General features: G+C 52.6%; 16 protein-coding genes. 9 read left to right on the top strand and 7 right to left on the bottom strand.

Annotated features, from left to right (window positions below):
• Positions 1–134: 134 nt before the first annotated feature.
• The 3 genes from AC5M9B_RS10870 (at position 135) to AC5M9B_RS10880 (ending at position 6,578) form a co-directional block, all read left to right on the top strand.
• Entirely contained in the window at positions 135–1,520 is a 1,386-nt protein-coding gene (locus AC5M9B_RS10870; protein WP_487648661.1) for a hypothetical protein, read from the top strand.
• A gap of 30 nt (positions 1,521–1,550) precedes the next feature.
• Positions 1,551–4,766 carry a carbamoyl-phosphate synthase large subunit gene (carB, locus tag AC5M9B_RS10875; protein ID WP_487648662.1) on the top strand — a complete coding sequence of 1,072 codons (3,216 nt, stop codon included), beginning with the start codon at positions 1,551–1,553 and terminating at the stop codon, positions 4,764–4,766.
• A gap of 252 nt (positions 4,767–5,018) precedes the next feature.
• Positions 5,019–6,578, top strand: a complete 1,560-nt coding sequence (locus AC5M9B_RS10880) for a TerC family protein (protein WP_285045808.1) — start codon at positions 5,019–5,021, stop codon at positions 6,576–6,578.
• A 93-nt stretch (positions 6,579–6,671) separates the two neighbouring features.
• Here the strand turns inward: AC5M9B_RS10880 and nagZ are convergent, their stop codons facing one another.
• The 4 genes from nagZ to nth form a co-directional block, all read right to left on the bottom strand.
• A complete protein-coding gene (gene nagZ, locus AC5M9B_RS10885; RefSeq protein ID WP_455007595.1) occupies positions 6,672–7,760 on the bottom strand; it encodes a beta-N-acetylhexosaminidase in 1,089 nt (362 codons plus the stop codon).
• A gap of 70 nt (positions 7,761–7,830) precedes the next feature.
• Complete coding sequence (locus AC5M9B_RS10890; protein ID WP_487648663.1) at positions 7,831–9,351, bottom strand: Na+/H+ antiporter NhaC family protein; 1,521 nt, start codon at positions 9,349–9,351, stop codon at positions 7,831–7,833.
• A gap of 189 nt (positions 9,352–9,540) precedes the next feature.
• Positions 9,541–11,043 (bottom strand): DegQ family serine endoprotease, encoded by a 1,503-nt coding sequence (locus tag AC5M9B_RS10895; RefSeq protein WP_487648664.1) that lies wholly within the window; start codon positions 11,041–11,043, stop codon positions 9,541–9,543.
• A 222-nt stretch (positions 11,044–11,265) separates the two neighbouring features.
• Entirely contained in the window at positions 11,266–11,898 is a 633-nt protein-coding gene (nth, locus tag AC5M9B_RS10900; protein ID WP_019269879.1) for an endonuclease III, read from the bottom strand.
• 162 nt (positions 11,899–12,060) lie between these two features.
• Between nth and AC5M9B_RS10905 the strand changes: the two genes are divergently transcribed.
• Positions 12,061–12,906 carry a DUF817 domain-containing protein gene (locus AC5M9B_RS10905; protein WP_039406723.1) on the top strand — a complete coding sequence of 282 codons (846 nt, stop codon included), beginning with the start codon at positions 12,061–12,063 and terminating at the stop codon, positions 12,904–12,906.
• Between the two features lie 72 nt (positions 12,907–12,978).
• Here AC5M9B_RS10905 and AC5M9B_RS10910 read toward each other — a convergent pair whose 3' ends face one another.
• Positions 12,979–15,147: a primosomal protein N' gene (locus AC5M9B_RS10910; RefSeq protein WP_487648665.1), complete on the bottom strand. Its 2,169-nt coding sequence runs from the start codon at positions 15,145–15,147 to the stop codon at positions 12,979–12,981.
• A 137-nt stretch (positions 15,148–15,284) separates the two neighbouring features.
• Here AC5M9B_RS10910 and AC5M9B_RS10915 point away from each other — a divergent pair, with 137 nt between their 5' ends.
• Positions 15,285–16,079, top strand: coding sequence for a DsbC family protein (locus tag AC5M9B_RS10915; protein WP_455007592.1), 795 nt, complete (start codon positions 15,285–15,287; stop codon positions 16,077–16,079).
• Positions 16,080–16,167: 88 nt separating this feature from the next.
• Here AC5M9B_RS10915 and AC5M9B_RS10920 read toward each other — a convergent pair whose 3' ends face one another.
• Both AC5M9B_RS10920 and ybeY read right to left on the bottom strand, forming a co-directional pair.
• Positions 16,168–16,992: a CorC family transporter gene (locus tag AC5M9B_RS10920; RefSeq protein WP_070513219.1), complete on the bottom strand. Its 825-nt coding sequence runs from the start codon at positions 16,990–16,992 to the stop codon at positions 16,168–16,170.
• A 1-nt stretch (position 16,993) separates the two neighbouring features.
• Positions 16,994–17,509, bottom strand: a complete 516-nt coding sequence (ybeY, locus tag AC5M9B_RS10925) for an rRNA maturation RNase YbeY (RefSeq protein WP_209282926.1) — start codon at positions 17,507–17,509, stop codon at positions 16,994–16,996.
• 171 nt (positions 17,510–17,680) lie between these two features.
• Between ybeY and AC5M9B_RS10930 the strand changes: the two genes are divergently transcribed.
• The 4 genes from AC5M9B_RS10930 (at position 17,681) to AC5M9B_RS10945 (ending at position 20,711) form a co-directional block, all read left to right on the top strand.
• On the top strand, positions 17,681–18,058 hold the full coding sequence (locus AC5M9B_RS10930) for a hypothetical protein (RefSeq protein WP_209282927.1): 378 nt from the start codon (positions 17,681–17,683) through the stop codon (positions 18,056–18,058).
• A gap of 46 nt (positions 18,059–18,104) precedes the next feature.
• A complete protein-coding gene (hemC, locus tag AC5M9B_RS10935; RefSeq protein ID WP_487648666.1) occupies positions 18,105–19,043 on the top strand; it encodes a hydroxymethylbilane synthase in 939 nt (312 codons plus the stop codon).
• 176 nt (positions 19,044–19,219) lie between these two features.
• Positions 19,220–20,389, top strand: coding sequence for an O-succinylhomoserine sulfhydrylase (metZ, locus tag AC5M9B_RS10940; RefSeq protein ID WP_101810372.1), 1,170 nt, complete (start codon positions 19,220–19,222; stop codon positions 20,387–20,389).
• A 118-nt stretch (positions 20,390–20,507) separates the two neighbouring features.
• Positions 20,508–20,711: a DUF2788 domain-containing protein gene (locus AC5M9B_RS10945; protein WP_003768561.1), complete on the top strand. Its 204-nt coding sequence runs from the start codon at positions 20,508–20,510 to the stop codon at positions 20,709–20,711.
• Positions 20,712–20,935 lie beyond the last annotated feature (224 nt).

Consider the following 20,935-nt stretch of genomic DNA (forward strand, 5'->3'; position numbering starts at 1 on the left):
CCGAAAACGGTATCCAAACGTCTTGATTTGAGTTTTTGTATTTTTGCCCGACGGGGTGAAAAATACAGTTGCTACATACGGGCTACGGCTTGCTTCCCCGTGAGGGGTAATATAAAGCATCAATGGAGATACAAATGAAGGTACAATTATCTGATATGGAAGAGTTAATTAATAGCTGCACCGAAACACCTGTCAAAAAACTCATGAGTGAAGCCTTAGTCTGTTATAACGCAGGAAGCTATCGGTCTGCAATCATCACTATCTGGCATGCAATCTGTTTTGATTTGTGTTTAAAAGCAAAAGAATTAGATGAACTTGGAGATGCACCAGCCGAGAAGATTATTAAGCAACTTGATGAGGCTAAGAAGGAATTATTGGAGCATAAAAATCCGAGTAAGATGACAAAATTTGAAAAAGATATTGCAGAGAAATTTATAAAAGATGATTTAGGACTTTCTGTATATGAGAGTTCAGAGTTAAAGAAAATATATGAAGATAGACATATAGCAGCTCACCCTGCATTATATGATGAAGAGCTACCAGAATTTACACCTGAAAAAGTTCGTGCTCATTTTATTCATGCAATAAAATTTTTGTTAAGCAACAATTTTTATATCAAGAATGATTACAAAGAAAAAATTATTGATTTTTTTAATCAAAACTGGATATATGAAAAAAATCTAATAAAAAATATTATTGAGAAAAGGTATGTAAATATTCGACCATCGAATCTAGATAAGACTTTAGAAGAGCTTTTTTTCAATATTGGGATTTATAAATATATAAAAGATGAGCTATCTTACTTTAAACTTTCTTACCTAATAGAAAAAATTAGTGAAAAATATAAATCTGAATTTGATGCTTGGGTAAATAAAAAAATATCGAGAATAATGAGCACAAGAGAACCAGAAGATTTATTAATATCAATAGCTATATCTTCTTATGCCAATTTCAATGACGAGAGTCTTGAACACGTTAAGAAGTCAATAACTGAATTAAAACAAGTATCCATACATAAATTCTTATGCATTGACCACATAAGAAGAAATAATTTGACTGTTTTCAAAGCGATTTTGACAAAATTTGATGAGTTGGTAACTTCATTAGAAACTAAGGCTGGTGAAAGAATTAAATTATTTAATAATTTACCGAAATCAATTGTAACAAACAAAGAATTTTATAACTCCATAATTAGGTTTTATCTAAGTTTTGAATATGAGGACAATGTTGTGCGGTTAGAAACAATTGAAGATTTATATGAAAAATATATTTTTCCAATTGAGGATGATTTAGATCAGAATCAATTTGAAAAAATCTTCGATAAAATATTAGTTGAGCATACCGAATCAGAAAATAAAAGACCAAGAGGTTGGACTGTTTATTATAGGAATAGAATTAATAAGTTGCTACTTGATAGATACGAAACAAAATTTCCAAAATCAGATAAATATTCTAAAGATGATAAGAAAATAATTATTACTGATCCTTCTTATGATCCTTCTTCTTATGATCTTTCTTAACTAACCTTTCATTTATTAAGAGACCCACCCATGCCCAAACGTACCGACCTAAAATCCATCCTTATCATCGGCGCCGGCCCTATCGTTATCGGTCAGGCTTGCGAATTTGACTATTCCGGCGCACAGGCCTGCAAGGCTTTGCGTGAAGAAGGCTATAAAGTCATTCTGGTGAATTCCAACCCCGCCACCATCATGACCGACCCTGAAATGGCGGATGTTACCTACATCGAGCCGATTATGTGGCAGACGGTGGAGAAGATTATCGCCAAAGAGCGGCCCGATGCGATTCTGCCCACGATGGGCGGCCAGACCGCGCTGAACTGTGCGCTGGATTTGGCGCGCAACGGCGTGCTGGCGAAATACAATGTCGAGTTAATCGGCGCGACGGAAGACGCGATCGACAAGGCGGAAGACCGCGGCCGCTTTAAGGAGGCGATGGAAAAAATCGGCCTCTCCTGCCCGAAATCCTTTGTCTGCCACACAATGAACGAAGCCTTGGCGGCGCAGGAACAGGTCGGCTTTCCGACGCTGATTCGTCCGTCTTTCACGATGGGCGGTTCGGGCGGTGGTATTGCCTACAATAAAGATGAATTTTTGGCAATTTGCGAACGCGGTTTCGATGCGTCGCCCACGCATGAGCTGTTGATTGAGCAGTCCGTGCTCGGCTGGAAAGAGTACGAGATGGAAGTTGTCCGCGATAAAAACGACAACTGTATCATTATCTGCTCGATTGAAAACTTCGACCCGATGGGCGTGCATACGGGCGACTCGATTACGGTTGCGCCGGCGCAAACGCTGACGGACAAGGAATACCAAATCATGCGCAACGCTTCGTTGGCGGTATTGCGCGAAATCGGCGTGGACACGGGCGGCTCGAACGTGCAGTTTGCGGTGAACCCTGCAAACGGCGAGATGATTGTGATTGAGATGAACCCGCGCGTAAGCCGTTCGTCCGCGCTGGCTTCCAAAGCGACGGGCTTCCCGATTGCGAAAGTGGCGGCGAAGCTGGCGGTCGGCTTTACGCTGGACGAGTTGCGCAACGACATCACCGGCGGCCGCACGCCCGCATCGTTCGAGCCTTCCATCGACTATGTCGTGACCAAAATCCCGCGTTTTGCGTTTGAAAAATTCCCCGCCGCAGACGACCGCCTGACCACGCAGATGAAATCGGTGGGCGAAGTGATGGCGATGGGCCGCACCATTCAGGAAAGCTTCCAAAAAGCCTTGCGCGGCTTGGAAACAGGCTTGTGCGGCTTCAATCCGAGAAGCTCCGACAAAGCGGAAATCCGCCGCGAACTGGCGAACCCCGGCCCTGAACGTATGCTGTTTGTGGCAGACGCGTTCCGCGCGGGCTTCACGCTGGAAGAAATCCACGAAATCTGCGCCATCGACCCTTGGTTCTTAGCGCAAATTGAAGACTTGGTGAAAGAAGAGCAGCAGGTAAGTGCAGGCTGCCTGCAAGATTTGGATTTCGCCGCCTTACGTCGTCTGAAACGCAAAGGCTTCTCCGACAAACGCATCGCGCAGCTTTTGGGCGTAAAAGAAAAAGAAGTGCGCGAACACCGCTACGCGCTGAACTTGCATCCCGTGTATAAACGCGTCGATACCTGCGCTGCCGAGTTCGCCACCGAAACCGCCTACCTCTATTCCACTTACGAAGAAGAATGCGAAGCGCGTCCTTCCGACCGTAAAAAAGTGATGATTCTCGGCGGTGGCCCGAACCGCATCGGTCAGGGCATCGAGTTTGACTACTGCTGCGTTCACGCCGCGCTCGCCCTGCGCGAATCGGGCTTTGAAACCATCATGGTCAACTGCAACCCCGAAACCGTGTCCACCGACTTCGACACCAGCGACCGCCTGTATTTCGAGCCGCTGACGCTGGAAGACGTGTTGGAAATCGTCCGCACCGAAAACCCGTGGGGCGTGATTGTGCATTACGGCGGTCAAACTCCGCTCAAACTCGCCAACGCGCTGGTTGAAAACGGCGTGAACATCATCGGCACATCCGCCGACAGCATCGACGCCGCCGAAGACCGCGAACGCTTCCAAAAAGTGTTAAACGACTTAGGCCTGCGCCAACCGCCCAACCGCATCGCCCACAACGAAGAAGAAGCGCTCGTCAAAGCCGAAGAAATCGGCTATCCGCTGGTCGTGCGCCCGTCTTACGTCCTCGGCGGCCGCGCCATGCAGGTCGTCCACTCCGCCGAAGAGCTGCAAAAATACATGCGCGAAGCCGTGCAGGTATCCGAAGACAGCCCCGTGTTGCTCGATTTCTTCCTGAACAACGCGATTGAAGTCGATGTGGACTGCGTTTCAGACGGCAAAGACGTCGTTATCGGCGGCATCATGCAGCACGTCGAACAGGCAGGCATCCACTCCGGCGACTCCGGCTGCTCGCTGCCGCCCTACTCGCTCAGCGAAGAAATCCAAGACGAAATCCGCCGCCAAACCAAAGCCATGGCCTACGCGCTGGGCGTAGTCGGTCTGATGAACGTACAGTTTGCCGTGCAGGACGGCGTGGTGTTCGTGTTGGAAGTGAACCCGCGCGCCAGCCGTACCGTCCCCTTCGTCTCCAAAGCCACCGGCGTGCCGCTAGCCAAAGTCGGCGCGCGCTGCATGGCGGGCATTTCCCTGCAAGAGCAAGGCGTGGAAAAAGAAGTCGTTCCCGATTTCTATGCCGTTAAAGAAGCCGTGTTCCCCTTCATCAAATTCCCCGGCGTGGACACCATCCTCGGCCCCGAAATGCGCTCCACCGGCGAAGTGATGGGCGTGGGAGCAAGCTTCGGCGAAGCCTACTACAAAGCCCAACTCGGCGCAGGCGAACGCCTGAACCCGACCGGCAAAATCTTCCTTGCCGTGCGCGACGAAGACAAACCGCTCATCGTCAAAACCGCGCAAAACTTCCAAGCACTCGGCTACGGCGTCTGCGCCACACGCGGCACCGCCGAATACCTGAAAGAACACGGCATCATCGTGCAGGCAGTAAACAAAGTGCAGGAAGGCCGCCCGCACATCGTGGACGCGATTAAAAACGGTGAAATCGCGCTGGTGGTCAACACCGTCAGCAGCTCGGCACAATCCATCTCCGACAGCCACAGCATCCGCCGCACCTCCCTCACCCAACGCGTGCCGCAATACACCACCATCGCCGGCGGCGAAGCCATGAGCGAAGGCGCAAAAAGCCGCGAGCACTTGGGCGTGTATAGCGTACAGGAGTTGCATGGACGGTTGAAAAACAGAGGCTGAATCTGACTCAGGTTTAGCTTGAACAAGAGGTCGTCTGAAAATAAGACTTATCTTTCAGACGACCTTTTGCCATCCGCCTTCCAAACTGTTAAACTATTTACATTATTTTTACTTGAGACATACGCACACATGAAAGACCCAGAGCAGAGCAGCATGACCGCCCGCCGTTTTTCGTGCGTATCGATATGAATCAGGCAGCTTGAGCGTTTCAGGCTGCCTTTTTGCGTTTGAACACAAAGGAATACAAAAATCATGGATTTCAGTTGGTTGGCAGAGCCGCATACTTGGATAGGCTTTGCCACGCTTCTGGTACTCGAAGTCGTCTTGGGGATAGACAACCTCGTTTTCGTCGCCATTTTGGCGAACAAAGTCAAACCCGCCCAACGCGACCGCGCACGCATTACCGGTTTAGGGCTTGCGGTCGTTATCCGCATCATCATGCTCGGCTTCATGGCACACATCATGACCCTGACGCGCCCGCTGTTCCACATCAGCGGGTTGGACGTTTCCGGCAAAGACATGATTATGCTCGCAGGCGGCATCTTCCTGCTCTACAAAGCCACCACCGAGCTGCACGAACGCCTCGAAGGGCATAACCAGTTTGCCGTTGCCGACAGTCAGAAAAAACACGCGCGATTTTGGAGTGTGGTTGCCCAAATCCTGATTCTTGACGCGGTATTTTCCATCGATTCCGTCATCACTGCCGTTGCGATGGTCGATCACATCGTCGTCGCCATGGGCGCCGTTGCCGTTGCCATGACCGTCATGATTTCCGCCAGCAAACCGCTGACCGAATTTGTGGACAGGCATCCTACCGTCGTCATGCTCTGCTTGGGTTTTCTGCTGATGATCGGTTTCAGCCTCATTGCCGAAGCCTTCCATTTCCACATCCCGAAAGGCTACCTCTACGCCGCTATCGGCTTCTCCATCCTGATTGAAGCGTTCAACCAAATTTCGCAGCGCAACAGCCGCAAAAACGACTACATCAGCAGCTCATGGCGCAAACGAACCGCCGAGAACGTCTTGGGCATGATGGGCATACGCGAAAGCGTGCTTGCCAAAGCAGGCGACGAAGCAGAGGATGACGGGCATTTCGAGGAAAACGAAAAATCCATGATACGCAGCGTCCTTACGCTTGCCGAACGTCCCATCCTCGGCGTGATGATTCCCCGCCGCGACATTGAGCGTTTGGACATCTCCCAAAGCCGCGAAGAGCAACACGCCCAACTGCAAAACACCCCGTACAGCCGCCTGCTCGTCGTCGGTAAAGCCGGCGTGGACGAACCGTTGGGCTACATCAACAAAAAAGACCTGCTCGCCCAACTGCTCGAAACCGGCGAACTCAATATCCAAGCCGTCCTGCGCCAGCCGCTCGTCCTGCCGGACAGTACGACCGCATTGGGTGCGATTGAACTGTTCCGCCAAAGCAGCGCGGATTATGCTTTGGTGGTTGATGAATTCGGCGCAGTTTTGGGCATGGTCACCATGAAAGACCTGCTGGAAACCATCGCCGGTGAATTCCCCGAAGAGTTTGAACGCCAAGAAGAACCCGCCGTTCAAGAAAATGCCGATGAAAGCCTGACCGTGGACGGTTCGCTCGAATACGTCGAACTCGCGCCGCAACTCAACCTCCCGCCGCAGGAAGAAGATGCCGACTTCCACACTGTCGCCGGACTGATTATGGAAGAGCTGCAAAGCATTCCCGATGTCGGCGACTTTGCCGACTTCCACGGCTGGCGTTTCCAAGTCGTTGAAAAAGACGGTCAACGCATCGAGCGGGTACAGATCACCAAGCTGCCTGACGAAGGATAATCAAATTATCATTGTGAAATAAAAAGGTCGTCTGAAAACCTTAATTCAAGGTTTTCAGACGACCTTCTTTCATGCTTTCTAAATCAAACGCCTTTAAAACGCTTCGCCGACTTTCACGCCGCCGGCTGTGTCTTTAGGCGTAGCAAGTTGCGCGGTCATGGCTTGTGCGGCTTGGAAATCTGGGGTTTGCATCACGGCTTGGGCGGCTTCTTTGCCCAGTGTGTTCGCCATGTATTGCCAGCGGTTTGCCAAATCGGGATTGGCGGGGATTTGGAAGCCGTCGCGCAGTTCGTCGACGAGGTCGGGGCGGTTGCAGACGAGGACGATATCGCAGCCTGCCGTGAAAGAGGCGTTTGCGCGTTCTTTGATGCCGCCCGCTGCGCCTGCGCCTTCCATTGTGAGGTCGTCTGAAAAGATAACGCCTTTAAATCCAATATCTTGGCGCAGGATTTGTTTGAGCCATTTTTCAGAGAAACCAGCAGGTTTGCCATCAATTTGCGGATAAACGACGTGGGCAGGCATGACTGCCGCCATGCCTTCATCGCTTAGGGCGCGGAACGGAATCATGTCGGCGGCTTCGAGTTCGGCAAGGCTGCGCGTGTCTTCGGGTTGCACCAAATGGCTGTCGCCTTCGACGAATCCGTGTCCGGGGAAGTGTTTGCCGCAGGATTTCATGCCGCCTCGGTTCAGACCTTTTTGCAGGGCAAGGGCAAGTTGGGTCACGGTATCGGCGTTGCGGTGGAAGCTGCGGTTGCCGATGACGGGGCATGTTCCCCAATCGAGGTCGAGGACGGGCGTAAAGGAGAGGTCTATGCCGCAGGCGGTCAGCTCCGTCGCCAATACCCAGCCGACCTGCTCGGCTTTTTCTTTGGCAGCGGCTTCGCCTTCGGTATCCCAAATCTGCCCTAAAGTGTTCATGGCGGGCAGTCGGGTGAAGCCTTCGATGAAGCGTTGCACCCTGCCGCCTTCGTGATCGACGGCGATGATGAGTTCAGGCGTGCGCAGTGCTTTGATTTCTTGAACCAGGGCTTTGAGCTGCCCGACGTTTTCGAAGTTGCGGCGGAACAGGATGACGCCGCCGATAGACGGGTCGAGCAAGCGTTGTTTTTCTTCTTCGGTCAGACAGTAGGCGGCGACGTCTGCCATAACGGGACCGCGCGGGATGGAATGGGGAGCGTTCATTTTTGGATTCCTTAAAATGTTTTCAGACGACCTTAAAGTATCGAAGGTCGTCTGAAAACGGGAAAACACATTAGGCAGCTTTGCCTTTTTTGTCTTTCAGTATGAAGATGAGGGCGGTCATGACGACGCCAGTGGCGAAAAAGCCCAGCCAAGCCGATTGCGTCATGCCCAACACGAGGTAGCCTGCCGCTGCCGCGCCTGCGACGGTCAAGGCATAAGGCAGTTGCGATGTAACGTGGTCGATATGGTTGCAATGCGCGCCGGTGGAAGACAGGATGGTGGTGTCGGAAATGGGCGAGCAGTGGTCGCCGCACACCGCGCCTGCCATCACGGCGGACATACACGGGATAACCAACGATGCATCGACTTTAACCGCCATCGCAGCGGCAATCGGCAGCATAATGCCGAACGTGCCCCAGCTTGTACCAGTGGCGAACGCCATCACGCTGGCGAGCAGGAAGAGGATGACGGGCAGGAAGCCGGGATGGATGTTGTCTGCAACCAGCGTGGAGAGGTAGTCGCCGGTGTGCATTTCACTGACAACGGTGCTGATGAGCCAGGCAAGAATCAGGATGGTAATCGCGCCGAACATCGAAGATATGCCCTGACGGACGGCTTTGGGATAGTCGGCGGACTTGATGGTGCCGAGCGTGCAGAGGACGACGGCGAGTACGCCGCAAGTACCGCCGAACACCAGCGAAGTGTTTACATCGGTATTTTCAAACGCACCCAAAATGGTGAAGGTTTCGCTTGCCTGCGCGCCTGTGTAAATCATGGCGGAAACGGTGGAGACGATTAACACCAAAACGGGAATAATCAGCGCGTAAACCCTGCCTTTAGGGTCGTCTGAAACGGCGGTTTCATCGTGAACTTCCTGCAATGCCGCTCTCTCAAAACGCGCCATCGAGCCGATATCGAAAGAGAACCATGCGACGATGAACACCATCAACAGGGCAAATAAGGCGTAATAGTTCATCAAGCTCATGGCGACGAACGTACCCATCGGCGTGTATCCGGTGATGTGGTAGGTAACGAGCAGACCTGCCAGCGTGGCGATAATCGATGCGCCCCAGCTTGAAACCGGCATCAGTACGCACATCGGCGCAGCGGTAGAGTCAAGGATATACGCCAGTTTGGCGCGGGAGACTTTGAATTTGTCGGTAACGGGGCGGGCAATCGCACCGACGGCGAGACTATGGAAATAGTCGTCGATAAAGGTAACGAATACGAGGCAGGCAGTCAGCATTTTTGCGCCGCGCCGCCCTTTGATGTGTTGCTTCGCCCAATCGGCAAACGCCTGATTGCTGCCCGAAAAGGTTAAAAGAGAAGTGAAAATACCGAGCAACAATAAGAAAATCAGGATTTTAGGTTTTCCCAGCGACCAATCGCCGTCTGCCCAAGCCAGTCCGACCACCATGTCTTTCAGGTGTGTCAGTCCGTCAATCGGGCTGCCGCCGACCAAAAAGGCAACGCCGACCAAGATACCGATGCCCAAAGACAGCAGCACGCGGCGGGTAATGACGGCAAGCGCCAATGCCAAAAACGGCGGCACGACGGATAAAAACGAATGTGAATAATCAATCAGGTGCATAATATTTTTATTAATAGGAAGTCAATCGGAGCGGAACGTTTTCAGACGACCTTTGAATGCGATTGTTGACAAAGCCAAAAGAGCAAAACCATCAAAAAACAAACAAATCAATCAGTTGCTAAAATTACAAAATACCCGCCACCTTAGGATGGCGGGTATTCTATCATTGAATGGCGCTTGCGTTGCACCTTATTGCAGGGTCAGGGCGAGGAAAAGCGTATTGCCGTCGCGCTGAACCAGCAGCGGCACATTTTTGCCCGCGCCTGCCAACGCGCTGCGGAAGCTCGATTCGTCGTTGACGCTGATTTGGCTGACGGCGAGGATTTCGTCACCGCGTTTGAGTCCGGCACGTTCCGCCGCTCCGCTGACGCGGGAAACAATCAGGCGGCTTTTGCCTGCACCTTCATCGACGCGCAGGGTCAGACCTGTATTATCGACGGTAAAGCCGTCCGCCGGATTTGCCTGCTGCGGCTGTTTGGTAGCGCGTGAAGAAGTTTCGTTCTGCTCCGCCATGCTGCCGAGTTTGACTTTCACATTAATCTTCTCGCCTTTACGCCACACTTCCAGCACAACTTCCTTACCCGGCAATATCGAGCCGACCATGACCGGCAAATCGCTGGACACGCGCACTTCTTCGCCGTTGACGCTGCGGACGATGTCGCCCACTTGCAATCCCGCCTGCATGGCAGGGCTGTTCGGCATCACTTTGGCAATCAACGCACCGCTGGCTTTGTCCAAACCGAACGATTTCGCCAAATCGTAAGATACTTCCTGAATAATCACGCCCAACTGACCACGCTGAACCTTACCGCTGGTTTTCAACTGCTCGGCAACGTTCATCGCCACATCAATCGGAATCGCGAAGGAAATGCCCATAAATCCGCCGCTGCGGCTATAAATTTGGGAATTGATGCCGACCACCTGACCTTTCAGGTTAAACAGCGGACCGCCGGAGTTACCCGGATTGATGGCGACGTCTGTTTGAATGAAAGGCGTATAGCTTTCGTTCGGCAGGCTGCGGCCTTTGGCGGACACGATGCCTGAAGTAACGCTGTTGTCAAAACCGAACGGCGCGCCGATGGCGGCAACCCACTCGCCTGGTTTCAAATCTTTCGGATTGCCGATTTTGACGACGGGCAATTCTTCCGAAGCTTCAATTTTCAACAGCGCGACATCGGATTGCGTATCCGAACCGATCAGTTTGGCAGTATATTCGCGCTTATCGTTGAGCAGGACTTTGATATTGCCCATGCCGGCGACGACGTGGGCATTGGTCAGGATATAGCCGTCTTTACTGATGATAAAGCCGGAGCCGAAATTCAAATCATCGTCGGTAGATTGGTCTTCCGGCATATCGGGCATATTCGGAACAAGGCGTTTGAAAAACTCGTAAAACGGGTCGTTGTCCGGAAACTGGCTCAAGTCCATGCCCTGCTCTTCAGACTGCCCGCTGCCTGCGGCACGTCCGGCGGGGGACGCTTGGATATTGACCACCGCCTGACCTTCGTTTTGCACCAATTGTGCGAAATCGGGCAGCAGCATACCGACGCTGCCGTCATTTTTGGAGGGTTCGATTCTCTGTACGAATTCTTCGCTTTTACTCTCGCCGCCGAAGAAGCTGCTGATTTTGTCGCAGCCGCCCAAAGCCAGCGCAGAAGCCGTTACCAAAGCAAAGTATCTGTATTTTTTCATTTTTTCGCGCACCGCGTTTCCTTTTCCGAATAACGGATTATGTTCTTGCATCTTAAAAAACCGGGGTCGTCTGAAACTTTTATCGTTTTCCAACCCGATAAGGTCGAATTTTACCTTTTGCCCGTATTTTTTCAAGCATTTCATTTTAAATAAAAAAATGCCGTCAGAAATTTTAACCTAATGGGAAGGTTGTTTTGTTGATTGTTTACAATTTATCAACGTTTACATCAACTTCGCACCATACTCGCATAAATCATTAATCATACATTTCCCGCATTGCGGCTTCTGCGCCTTACAGGTGTAGCGTCCATGCAAAATCAGCCAATGATGCGCATCCATCAAAAACTCTTTCGGCACAAAGCGCATCAGCTTGTCTTCCACCTCCCGCACATCTTTGCCCGGCGCGATTTTGGTACGGTTGGACACTCTGAAGATATGCGTATCGACCGCCATGACGGGATGGCCGAACGCCGTGTTCAACACCACGTTTGCCGTCTTGCGCCCCACGCCCGGCAACGATTCCAAAGCCTCGCGGTCTTCCGGCACTTCGCCGTTGTATTTTTCCAGCAGGATGCGGCAAGTCTGCATGATGTGTTTGGACTTGGTTTTATAAAGCCCGATGGTTTTCGTGTACTCCATCACGCCGTCCAAACCCAAATCCAACATCGCCTGCGGCGTATTGGCAACCGGAAACAGCTTTGCCGTCGCCTTATTCACGCCTACGTCGGTCGCCTGCGCCGACAGCAAAACGGCGATCAAAAGCTCGAAGGGCGAATTGAAATGAAGCTCGGTGGTCGGATGGGGATTGGCAGCGCGGAAACGCTCGAAAATTTCTTGGCGGATCTGTTTGTTCATGGAGATATGGGTAGGATTTGTGTGTGTCTTTATCGTTTGCCCGATTATAGCGCAAAAGGTCGTCTGAAAACGCCAAATGCTTTTTCAGACGACCTCTTAATATTCCCGCATCTCTATTCTTACGTTATATTCCCCCTTTAAAAATCAAGGTCGTCTGAAAATATGTTGGGCAAACTGGATACTTGGCTGATGGAACACCCGAAACGGGATGATTTGCACGGCTGGCGGCGTTTTGCGGTCGAATTCTGGTTTTTCGGACTGAAAGAAGCGCGCGCCTGTTTGTTTGCAGGTCTGTTTTTCATTGCCATGTTCCTGATTCCGAAAACAGGCTGGCTGGGGGTTTCACGCTATGATCTGCTGCTGATTTTTGCAGTCTCCGTGCAGGTTGCGATGCTGTATTTCAAGCTGGAAACGTGGGACGAAGTGAAATCGATTACGCTTTTTCACTTGGTGGGCTTTGCTTTGGAGTGGTTCAAGACATCGGGCGACATCCAGTCTTGGAGCTATCCGGACGAGGCATACACCAAAATCGGCGGCGTGCCGCTGTTTGCAGGCTTTATGTATGCGGCGGTCGGCAGCTACATCATTCAGGCTTGGCGGCTCTTTAATATCAGAATCAAAAGCCATCCGCCGTATTGGTTGAGCACATTGTGCGCGCTGGCAATTTACGTCAATTTTTTCACTCATCACTATCTCGGCGACTACCGCTGGTATCTCGCCGCATTCGCGCTCGGGCTTTATGCGCGGACAACGGTTTTATACACGCCCTATGACACTACCCGAAAAATGCCGCTCCTGCTGTCTTTCGTCCTAATCGGTTTTTTCATTTGGCTGGCGGAAAACTTAGGGACTTTGTTCGGCGTTTGGCGTTATCCCAACCAAATCGGCGCATGGGCATCGGTACACATCAGCAAATGGAGTTCGTGGGCTTTGCTGGTGATGATGACGTTTACCATCGTGGCGAATTTAAAACACGTCAAACACACCATCAGCGTTTCTAAAGATTAATGTTCGATACTGCAAAAAGGTCGTCTGAAAATGCCTCTTCCGCTTTTTCAGACGACCCCTTCCCTATTCCGCTTACGCTTCCTGCGCGTCCACATCCACCGACCATCGGATTTTGCCGTCGCGGTTTTGCTGCAACACCTGCACCCACAAACTCACGGCGCGGTGTAAATCCTGTCGGGATGTTGATTCGAGGAAGATTTGTGCGCGTTCGCGTTCGGCGAGGCGCACCATCAGCATTGGGGCCGCGCCGAACTGGGAAACGCTTTCGGGCAACAGCGGGGCGAGGGTTTCTTTGGCGGCGTTGAGAAACTCCATCGCATCGGCAACGCGCGGCGCGTCGGCTCGGACGGCAGTCTGAAAACCGAAGGGCGGCATGGCGAACATTTGCCGCTCGTTCAATTCGTTTTCGGCAAACACGGCGTAGTCCTGCGCTTTGACGGCGGCAAAGACGGGATGTTCGGGCAGTTGTGTCTGTATCAACACCTTGCCGGGTTTATCGGCGCGCCCCGCCCTGCCGGACACCTGCATCAGCTCGGCAAACAGCCTTTCCGGCGCGCGAAAGTCCGCGCTGTACAGGCTGCCGTCGGCGTTCAATACGATAACGAGGTTAAGCCGCGCGAAATCATGACCTTTGGCGAGCATCTGCGTGCCGACCAGAATGTCGATTTCGTTGTCGGCGATACGGCGGTACAAATCCGCCCAGTCGTTTTTGTGCGCCGTGCTGTCCCTGTCGACGCGGACGACGGCTGCCTTGGGCAGGAAGGCGCGCAGGGTTTCTTCGACGCGCTGCGTGCCGTGTCCGACGGCGGTCAGGTCTTGGTTGCCGCAGTCGGGGCATTTGAACGGGATGGGTTCGCGGTGATCGCAGTGGTGGCAGCGCAGTTGGCGGGCGCGTTGGTGCAACACCATTTTGGCGGAGCAGTTCGGGCAGCCGAAGGTATGGCCGCAGTCGCCGCAAAACAGCGCAGGCGCGAAGCCGCGCCGGTTGAGGTACACCAGCGACATGCCGCCCGCTTCAAAGTTCTGTTTCAAAAGCTGCAAGGCTTGCGGCGAGAAGCCGTTGTCGAGTTTCAGACGACCTACGTTGAGGATGCTCACTTGCGGCAGTTGCGCGGCGGCATGAGCGCGCTCGGTCAGTTGCAGCAGGCGGTACGCGCCGCTTTGCGCCTTGTGCCAACTCTCCAAGCTGGGCGTGGCGCTGCCCAACACGACGGGACAGCCGCTCTGCTTCGCCCGCCACACCGCCAAATCGCGGGCGTGGTAGCGCAATTCGTTGTCTTGTTTGAACGAGCCGTCGTGCTCCTCATCGACCACAATCAGCCCGACATCAGGCAAAGGCGTGAACACCGCCAGCCGCGTGCCGATCACCAGCTTCGCCTGCCCCAACATCGCGCGCAAATAATCCTGCGTGCGCCTGCCTGCCGCCATCTGGCTGTGCAACACGGCGGTCGGCACGTCGGCAAAACGGCTTTCCACCCGCTTTAAAAGCTGCGGCGTGAGGTTGATTTCGGGCAACAGAAACAACACCTGCCGCCCCTGCGCCAACACTTTCGCCATCGCATCGAAATACACCTCGGTCTTGCCGCTGCCGGTGATGCCGTACAGCAGAAACGGTTGGAAGCTGCCGAAGGTCGTCTGAATTTCATCGGAAGCCTGTTGCTGGTCGGCGTTGAGCTGAAATTCAGACGACCTCAATACAGGCTTCGCCGCTTCCGTCGTTTCAATCCAACCCTGTTCCGCCCAATCTTCGATTAACTTCGCCGCCTGCGCGTTCACCTGCTTCAACGCCGCCATCGTCATCCCGCCCGACAACAGCGCGTCCCACAGAGCCGCTTTTTTGTTGAACCGAGCCGGCGGCGGCGTTTGCGCCCTGCCCGCTTCGTTCAGCGCGTAAAACAACGGCGGCTGCGGCATTTCCACCGTGCGCGTTTCCTTCAAACCCTGCGGCAGTGCGGCAAACACCGCCTGCCCCGTCGGATAGTGGTAATAACGCGACGTAAACGAGAGCAAATCACGCCAGCTTTCAGGCAGCGGCGGCTCGTCCGAAAAGGTCGTCTGAATACTCAAAATCCGCGCCGCATCCATATCCGGCGCAATATCCGTTTCCCACACAATCCCGACCACGGTCTTGTTGCGGAAAGGCACAAGCACCCGCGTTCCCTGCGGCAGCGGCTCAGAATGGGAATAAGTCAAAAGGCCGTCTGAAAGCGGCACGTTTACGGCGATACGGTGGTAGATCATACAGGCAGGCAAATCGTTTTTTGCGTATTTTAACAGCCGAAAGCTATTTTCAGACGATAAATTGAGCCTCAATACAATGCAGGCATGACAGAGGTTTGATACAATGCGGTTTTCTTGACACACGCCTATACTTAAAAATGAAAACCAAATTAATCAAAATCTTAGCCCCCATCGCTCTGATCTCACTGACCGCGTGCGGGCAAACACCCGTTTCACAGGCAAATGCAGCGCCCTCTTCAGCCGCCAAGCCCGCCGCCCCCGTGCAAGGCAAAGTCGGCGAAGCCTTGAAAGCCCGCCTCGAAAAAATTTACGAATCCCAAGGCCTGAAAGTCATCAGCGTCAGCGAAACCCCTATTCAAGGCATTTATGAAGTCGTCGTCAGCGGCAAACAAATCATTTACACCGATGCCAAAGGCGACTATATGTTTGTCGGCGACCTCATCGACGTCAACACGCGCAAAAGCCTGACCGACGAACGCGCCGCCGATTTGAACAAAATCGACTTCGCCACCCTGCCTTTAGACAAAGCCATCAAAGAAGTGCGCGGCAACGGCAAGCTGAAAGTCGCCGTCTTCTCCGACCCCGACTGCCCATACTGCAAACGCTTGGAACACGAGTTTGAAAAAATGACCGACATCACGATTTACAACTTCATGATGCCGATTCCAAGCCTGCACCCCGATGCCGCGCGTAAAGCCGAAATTTTGTGGTGCCAGCCCAACCCGACCCAAGCCTGGACCGACTGGATGCGCAAAGGTAAATTCCCGAGCGGTAAAACCAATTGCGAAAATCCCGTCGCCGAAACCACTTCTTTGGGCGAACAATTCGGCTTCAACGGCACGCCTACCGTCGTTTTCCCCAACGGCCGCAGCCAAAGCGGATACAGCCCCATGCCGCATCTCAAAGAAATTATCGAGAAAAACCAGAAATAAGGTTGCCTCCTCTACGACAAAGGTCGTCTGAAAACCTCTACATAAGGTTTTCAGACGACCTTTGTTTTTGATTGTCGGACAAATCCCGTTATTTCACCTTGGTCGCCATCAGCGTATGCAACCGACGGTTGTCGGCGCGGGCGACGGTAAACTGCAAACCGCCGATAACGACTTTTTCGCCGCGCACGGGTAGGTGTCCCAATTCCTGAATGACCAACCCGCCGATGCTGTCGGCTTCTTCGCTGCTGTAATCCGTACCGAAAAAGGCATTGATGTCTTCGATTTCGGTTACAGCATTGATACGCCAGCGTTCGGTGGAAACGGCGTGGATGTTGTCCGCGCTTTCGTCTTCATCAAACTCGTCTTCGATGTCGCCGACGATTTGCTCGATGATGTCTTCAAAGGTTACCAAACCTGATGTGCCGCCGTATTCGTCGATGACGATTGCCATGTGGTTGCGCTGCTCGCGGAATTCTTTCAAAAGCGCGTTCAGCGATTTGCCTTCGGGTACGAAAACGGCGGGACGAAGGATGGATTTGAGGTTGAACTGCTCGGGATTGAACATGTATTTGAGCAGGTCTTTGGCGTGCAGGATGCCGAGGACTTCGTCTTTGTCTTCGCCGATGACGGGGAAGCGGGAATGGGCGGTTTCGATGACGTAGGCGGTGATGCGCTCGATGCTGTCGTTTTCTTTCAAAACGTTCATATGGCTGCGGGTAATCATGGCATCGCGCACTTCCAAGTCAGAAAAGTCGAGGACTTTTTCCAGCCGCAAAAGTGTATCCGCGTCAAACACTTCCTGCTCGTGCGCCTGCCGCAGCAGGCTGAGTACGTCTTCGGCGGAATCAGGCTCGCCGGCAATTCGGGAAATCAAACGTTCGAAAAATGTCGGTTTCGACCGGGTGTCGTCCATTTCAGTATTCGTCCTCTTGGTAGGGGTTGGGATAACCTGCCGCCTGCATCAGGCGGATTTCGAGTGCCTCCATTGCTTCTGCCTCGGCCTCTTCGATGTGGTCGTAGCCCATCAGATGCAGCGTGCCGTGCATGGTCAGGTGGGCAAAATGCTGCTCGGCGGTTTTGCCCTGCTCAGCGGCTTCTTTTAACACGACTTGCGGGCAGATGATCAAATCGCCGCAGAGGTCGTCTGAAACTTGATCGGGCAGAATTTCGCCTTCGTTCAAGGCAAAACTCAACACATTGGTGGCGTAGTCTTTGCCGCGGTAATCGCGGTTGTAGGCGCGGGCTTCTTCTTCGTCCAGAAGAATCAAGCTGATGTCGGCGCGACGGTATTCGTTTTTCAACGCCGCCCATGCCCAGCGATAGAAATCGCGTTCGCTCGGAAGATTGGCGGCGGTTGAGGCGTTTTCAAAATTCAGGCAGAAACGTTGCCGCTGCAACGATAAGAAGGGATATTTTTTGGCGCGCTTCATGCTGTAAGGCTGTTGGTTTAAAATGTTTTTAGAGAATAAGTTTTATTTTACGGCAGTATGCACTACCATCATGCCAGTACACATTATAATTTATTTCCTTGCAACAGATATAGTTTAACGGCTTTTCCGACAGCTTCTCAGCGGAATACCTTTCAACCACGGTAATTTCAAATGAACAAATTTCTTTTCCCCATACTGATTGCCCTGACCGCCTGTTCCCCGCAAAACAAAATCGAAACATCGACCGCCAAACCGGCAGAAGTGAAAGTAGGAAAAAACAGCGGCGATACGGTCAAAATGACAGGAACAGTCCATTATTCGCTCGAACAGGCAGAATTTACCGCCGACGGAAAAACCTATTTCCTCAACGGCGGCGACAGCCTGATGGACCAAGTAGAAAAGAACCGCCTGAGTTCCGGCTCATATAACGTTACCCTGAACAATGTCTGCATTCTGGGAAAAGTGCTGACCAAAGAACAAAACCAAGGCAACGGATTTGGTCCTTTGGGCAAGTACAGTCAAGCAGTTACCGTAGAAAGTTTGTGTTAGACTGTCGAACTTCCCGCCCCATGAATTAGAAAATCAGAAACAGCAAATGAACCCGAAAAAACTCGTTATCGCCAGCCGTGAAAGCCTGCTTGCCATGTGGCAGGCAAAACATATCCAAGGTCGTCTGAAAACCCTGTATCCCGACTGCGAAGTCGAAATCTTGGGCATGACCACGCGCGGCGACCAGATTTTGGACAAAACCCTGTCGAAAATCGGCGGCAAAGGCCTGTTTATCAAAGAGCTGGAACAAGCCTTGCAGGACGGACGCGCCGATTTGGCAGTGCATTCGATTAAAGACGTGCCGATGGACTTGCCCGAAGGCTTCGCCCTTGCCGCCATCGGTGAGCGCGCCAATCCGTTTGACGCATTCGTATCCAACCAATACGCACGTTTGGAAGAAATGCCCAAAGGCGCCGTCGTCGGCACATCCAGCCTGCGCCGCGAAGCCCAGTTGCGCGCCCACTATCCGCACTTAGTCATCAAACCCCTGCGCGGCAACGTGCAAACCCGCCTGTCCAAACTTGACAACGGCGAATACGATGCCATCATCCTCGCCGCCGCCGGATTGCAGCGTTTGGAACTGGACGAACGCATCCGCCTGATTCTCTCCGAAGCCGACAGCCTGCCCGCCGCCGGACAAGGCGCGTTGGGCATCGAAATCGCCGCACACCGCACCGACCTTTTGGACGTCTTGAAACCCTTAAACCACGACGTCACACACGCCTGCGTGACCGCCGAACGCGCCCTCGCCCGCGCTTTGGGCGGAAGCTGCCAAGTGCCGCTTGCCGCGTATTGCACCGAAGAAGACGGACTGCTCACCCTGCGCGGACTGGTCGGACACCCCGACGGCTCGGTAATCTTGCAGGCAGACGCGCAAGCCCCCGCCGCCTACGCCGACGCGCTTGGACGCGCAGTCGCCAAAAAGCTGGCGGACGACGGCGCGCAAGAATTGATTGAAGCCGTTTTGAAAGAACAAGCCGAATAAATCGGTTCGCAAGAAAAGGTCGTCTGAAAAACGTTTTCAGACGACCTTTTGCCATTCGCCGTCAAACTTGAAAGACGGCGCAAATAAGCGCAAAATGTTAACAAGTTAACCTATGAAGCGCGCAGCTTCCTTCTTTCCGACATCAAACAAACCTGCTGAAAAAGATTGGAAAACAAATGAGTAAAAAACTCCACCCGCAGACGCTCGCCATACGCGGCGGCAAAGAGCAAACCGAATACCGCGAACACAATCAGGCATTGTTCCTCACCAGCAGCTTCATGTGGGACAACGCCCAACACGCCGCCGATTTGTTTTCTAAAAAAATCAAAGGGTTCACTTATACCCGTACTGCCAATCCGACCACAGCCGCCTTTGAAAAACGCATTGCCGCCTTAGAAGGCGCGGAACGCGCGGTCGCCACTTCGACCGGCATGTCCGCGATTCAGGCGGCGTTTTTCACCTTCCTGCAGACGGGCGACCATGTGATTTCCAGCCGCAGTCTGTTCGGCACGACCGTCGGCTTTATTAATAACATCGTCACCAAATTCGGCATCGAAGTGAGCCATGTGTCGCCGACCGATGTGGACGAATGGAAAGCCGCCGTCAAAGCCAACACCAAACTACTGTTTTTGGAAACACCGTCCAACCCCTTGGGCGAAGTGGCCGACTTGGAAGCCTTGGCGGAATTGGCGCACAGCATCGGCGCGCTTTTGGTGGTGGACAACAGCCTGCTGTCGCCCGTCGGCTCGCAGCCTTTGAAACACGGCGCGGATATTTCCGTTTCCTCCGCAACCAAATCCATCGACGGACACGGACGTGTGATGGGCGGCGTGTTGGCAGGTTCGGAAGAACTGATGACGCAGGTCGCCATGTATTGCAACTCTTGCGGGCTGGCGATGTCGCCGTTTAACGCATGGCAGTTGTTGAGCGGCGTAGAAACCCTGTCGCTGCGTTTGGAAAAACAGTTCGACAACGCTCTGAAAATCGCGCAATGGCTGCGGACACAGCCGCAAGTCCAAGCCGTGTACTACACCGGATTGCCCGACCATCCGCAGGCGGAGCTTATCCGCAAACAGCAAAACGGCGGCGGTATCGTGGTGGGTTTTGAAGTCGCTGACCAAGAAGCCGCGTGGAAAGTCGTCGATAGCGTCGAACTCTTCTCCCGTACCGCCAACCTCGGCGACGTGCGCTCGACCATTACCCACCCGTGGACAACCACACACGGCAGAATGCAGCCCGAAGAAAAACTCGCCGCCAATATCCGCCCCGGACTGGTTCGCCTGTCCGTCGGCTTGGAATACGTCGATGACTTGATCGACGATTTGAAACAGGCGTTGGCGCGTTAAGCCAAACGCCCGACGGACGGTATTTACCTGAGCCATTACATTTCAGACGACCTCTTGGCGTTTCAAAGGTCGTCTGAAAACATTAAAATACACACAACATCAAATAAGGAAATCGATTATGAGTGAAGCGGAATTTTCCGATTGGGCGATGAAAATCTGCCTGACCGGGCTGGTTATCTTCTTGGGCTTTATCGTTTGGAACTTGGGTAAGGAATCCAAGGCGGGCAAATTCGGCATCGCAATTTTGTTCCTGGTATTGGGCCTGGGTGTGTTCGGTTTTATTTTCAAAGAAGTGCTGATTAAATTCATTGCCCTGCCTTGAGTCGGCAAACAAAGAAGAATAAGGGAAAGGTCATCTGAAAAGCCCGTATCCGGAGTTTTCAGACGACCTTTGCATTTTGACAGCAAAGTTTAAGATAGGAGCTTGGTACATGATTGAACTATTATAGTGGATTAAATTTAAATCAGGACAAGGCGACGAAGCCGCAGACATTACAAATAGTACGGCAAGGCGAGGCAACGCCGTACTGGTTTAAATTTAATCCA

It is taken from the genome of Neisseria flava, from assembly GCF_982712965.1.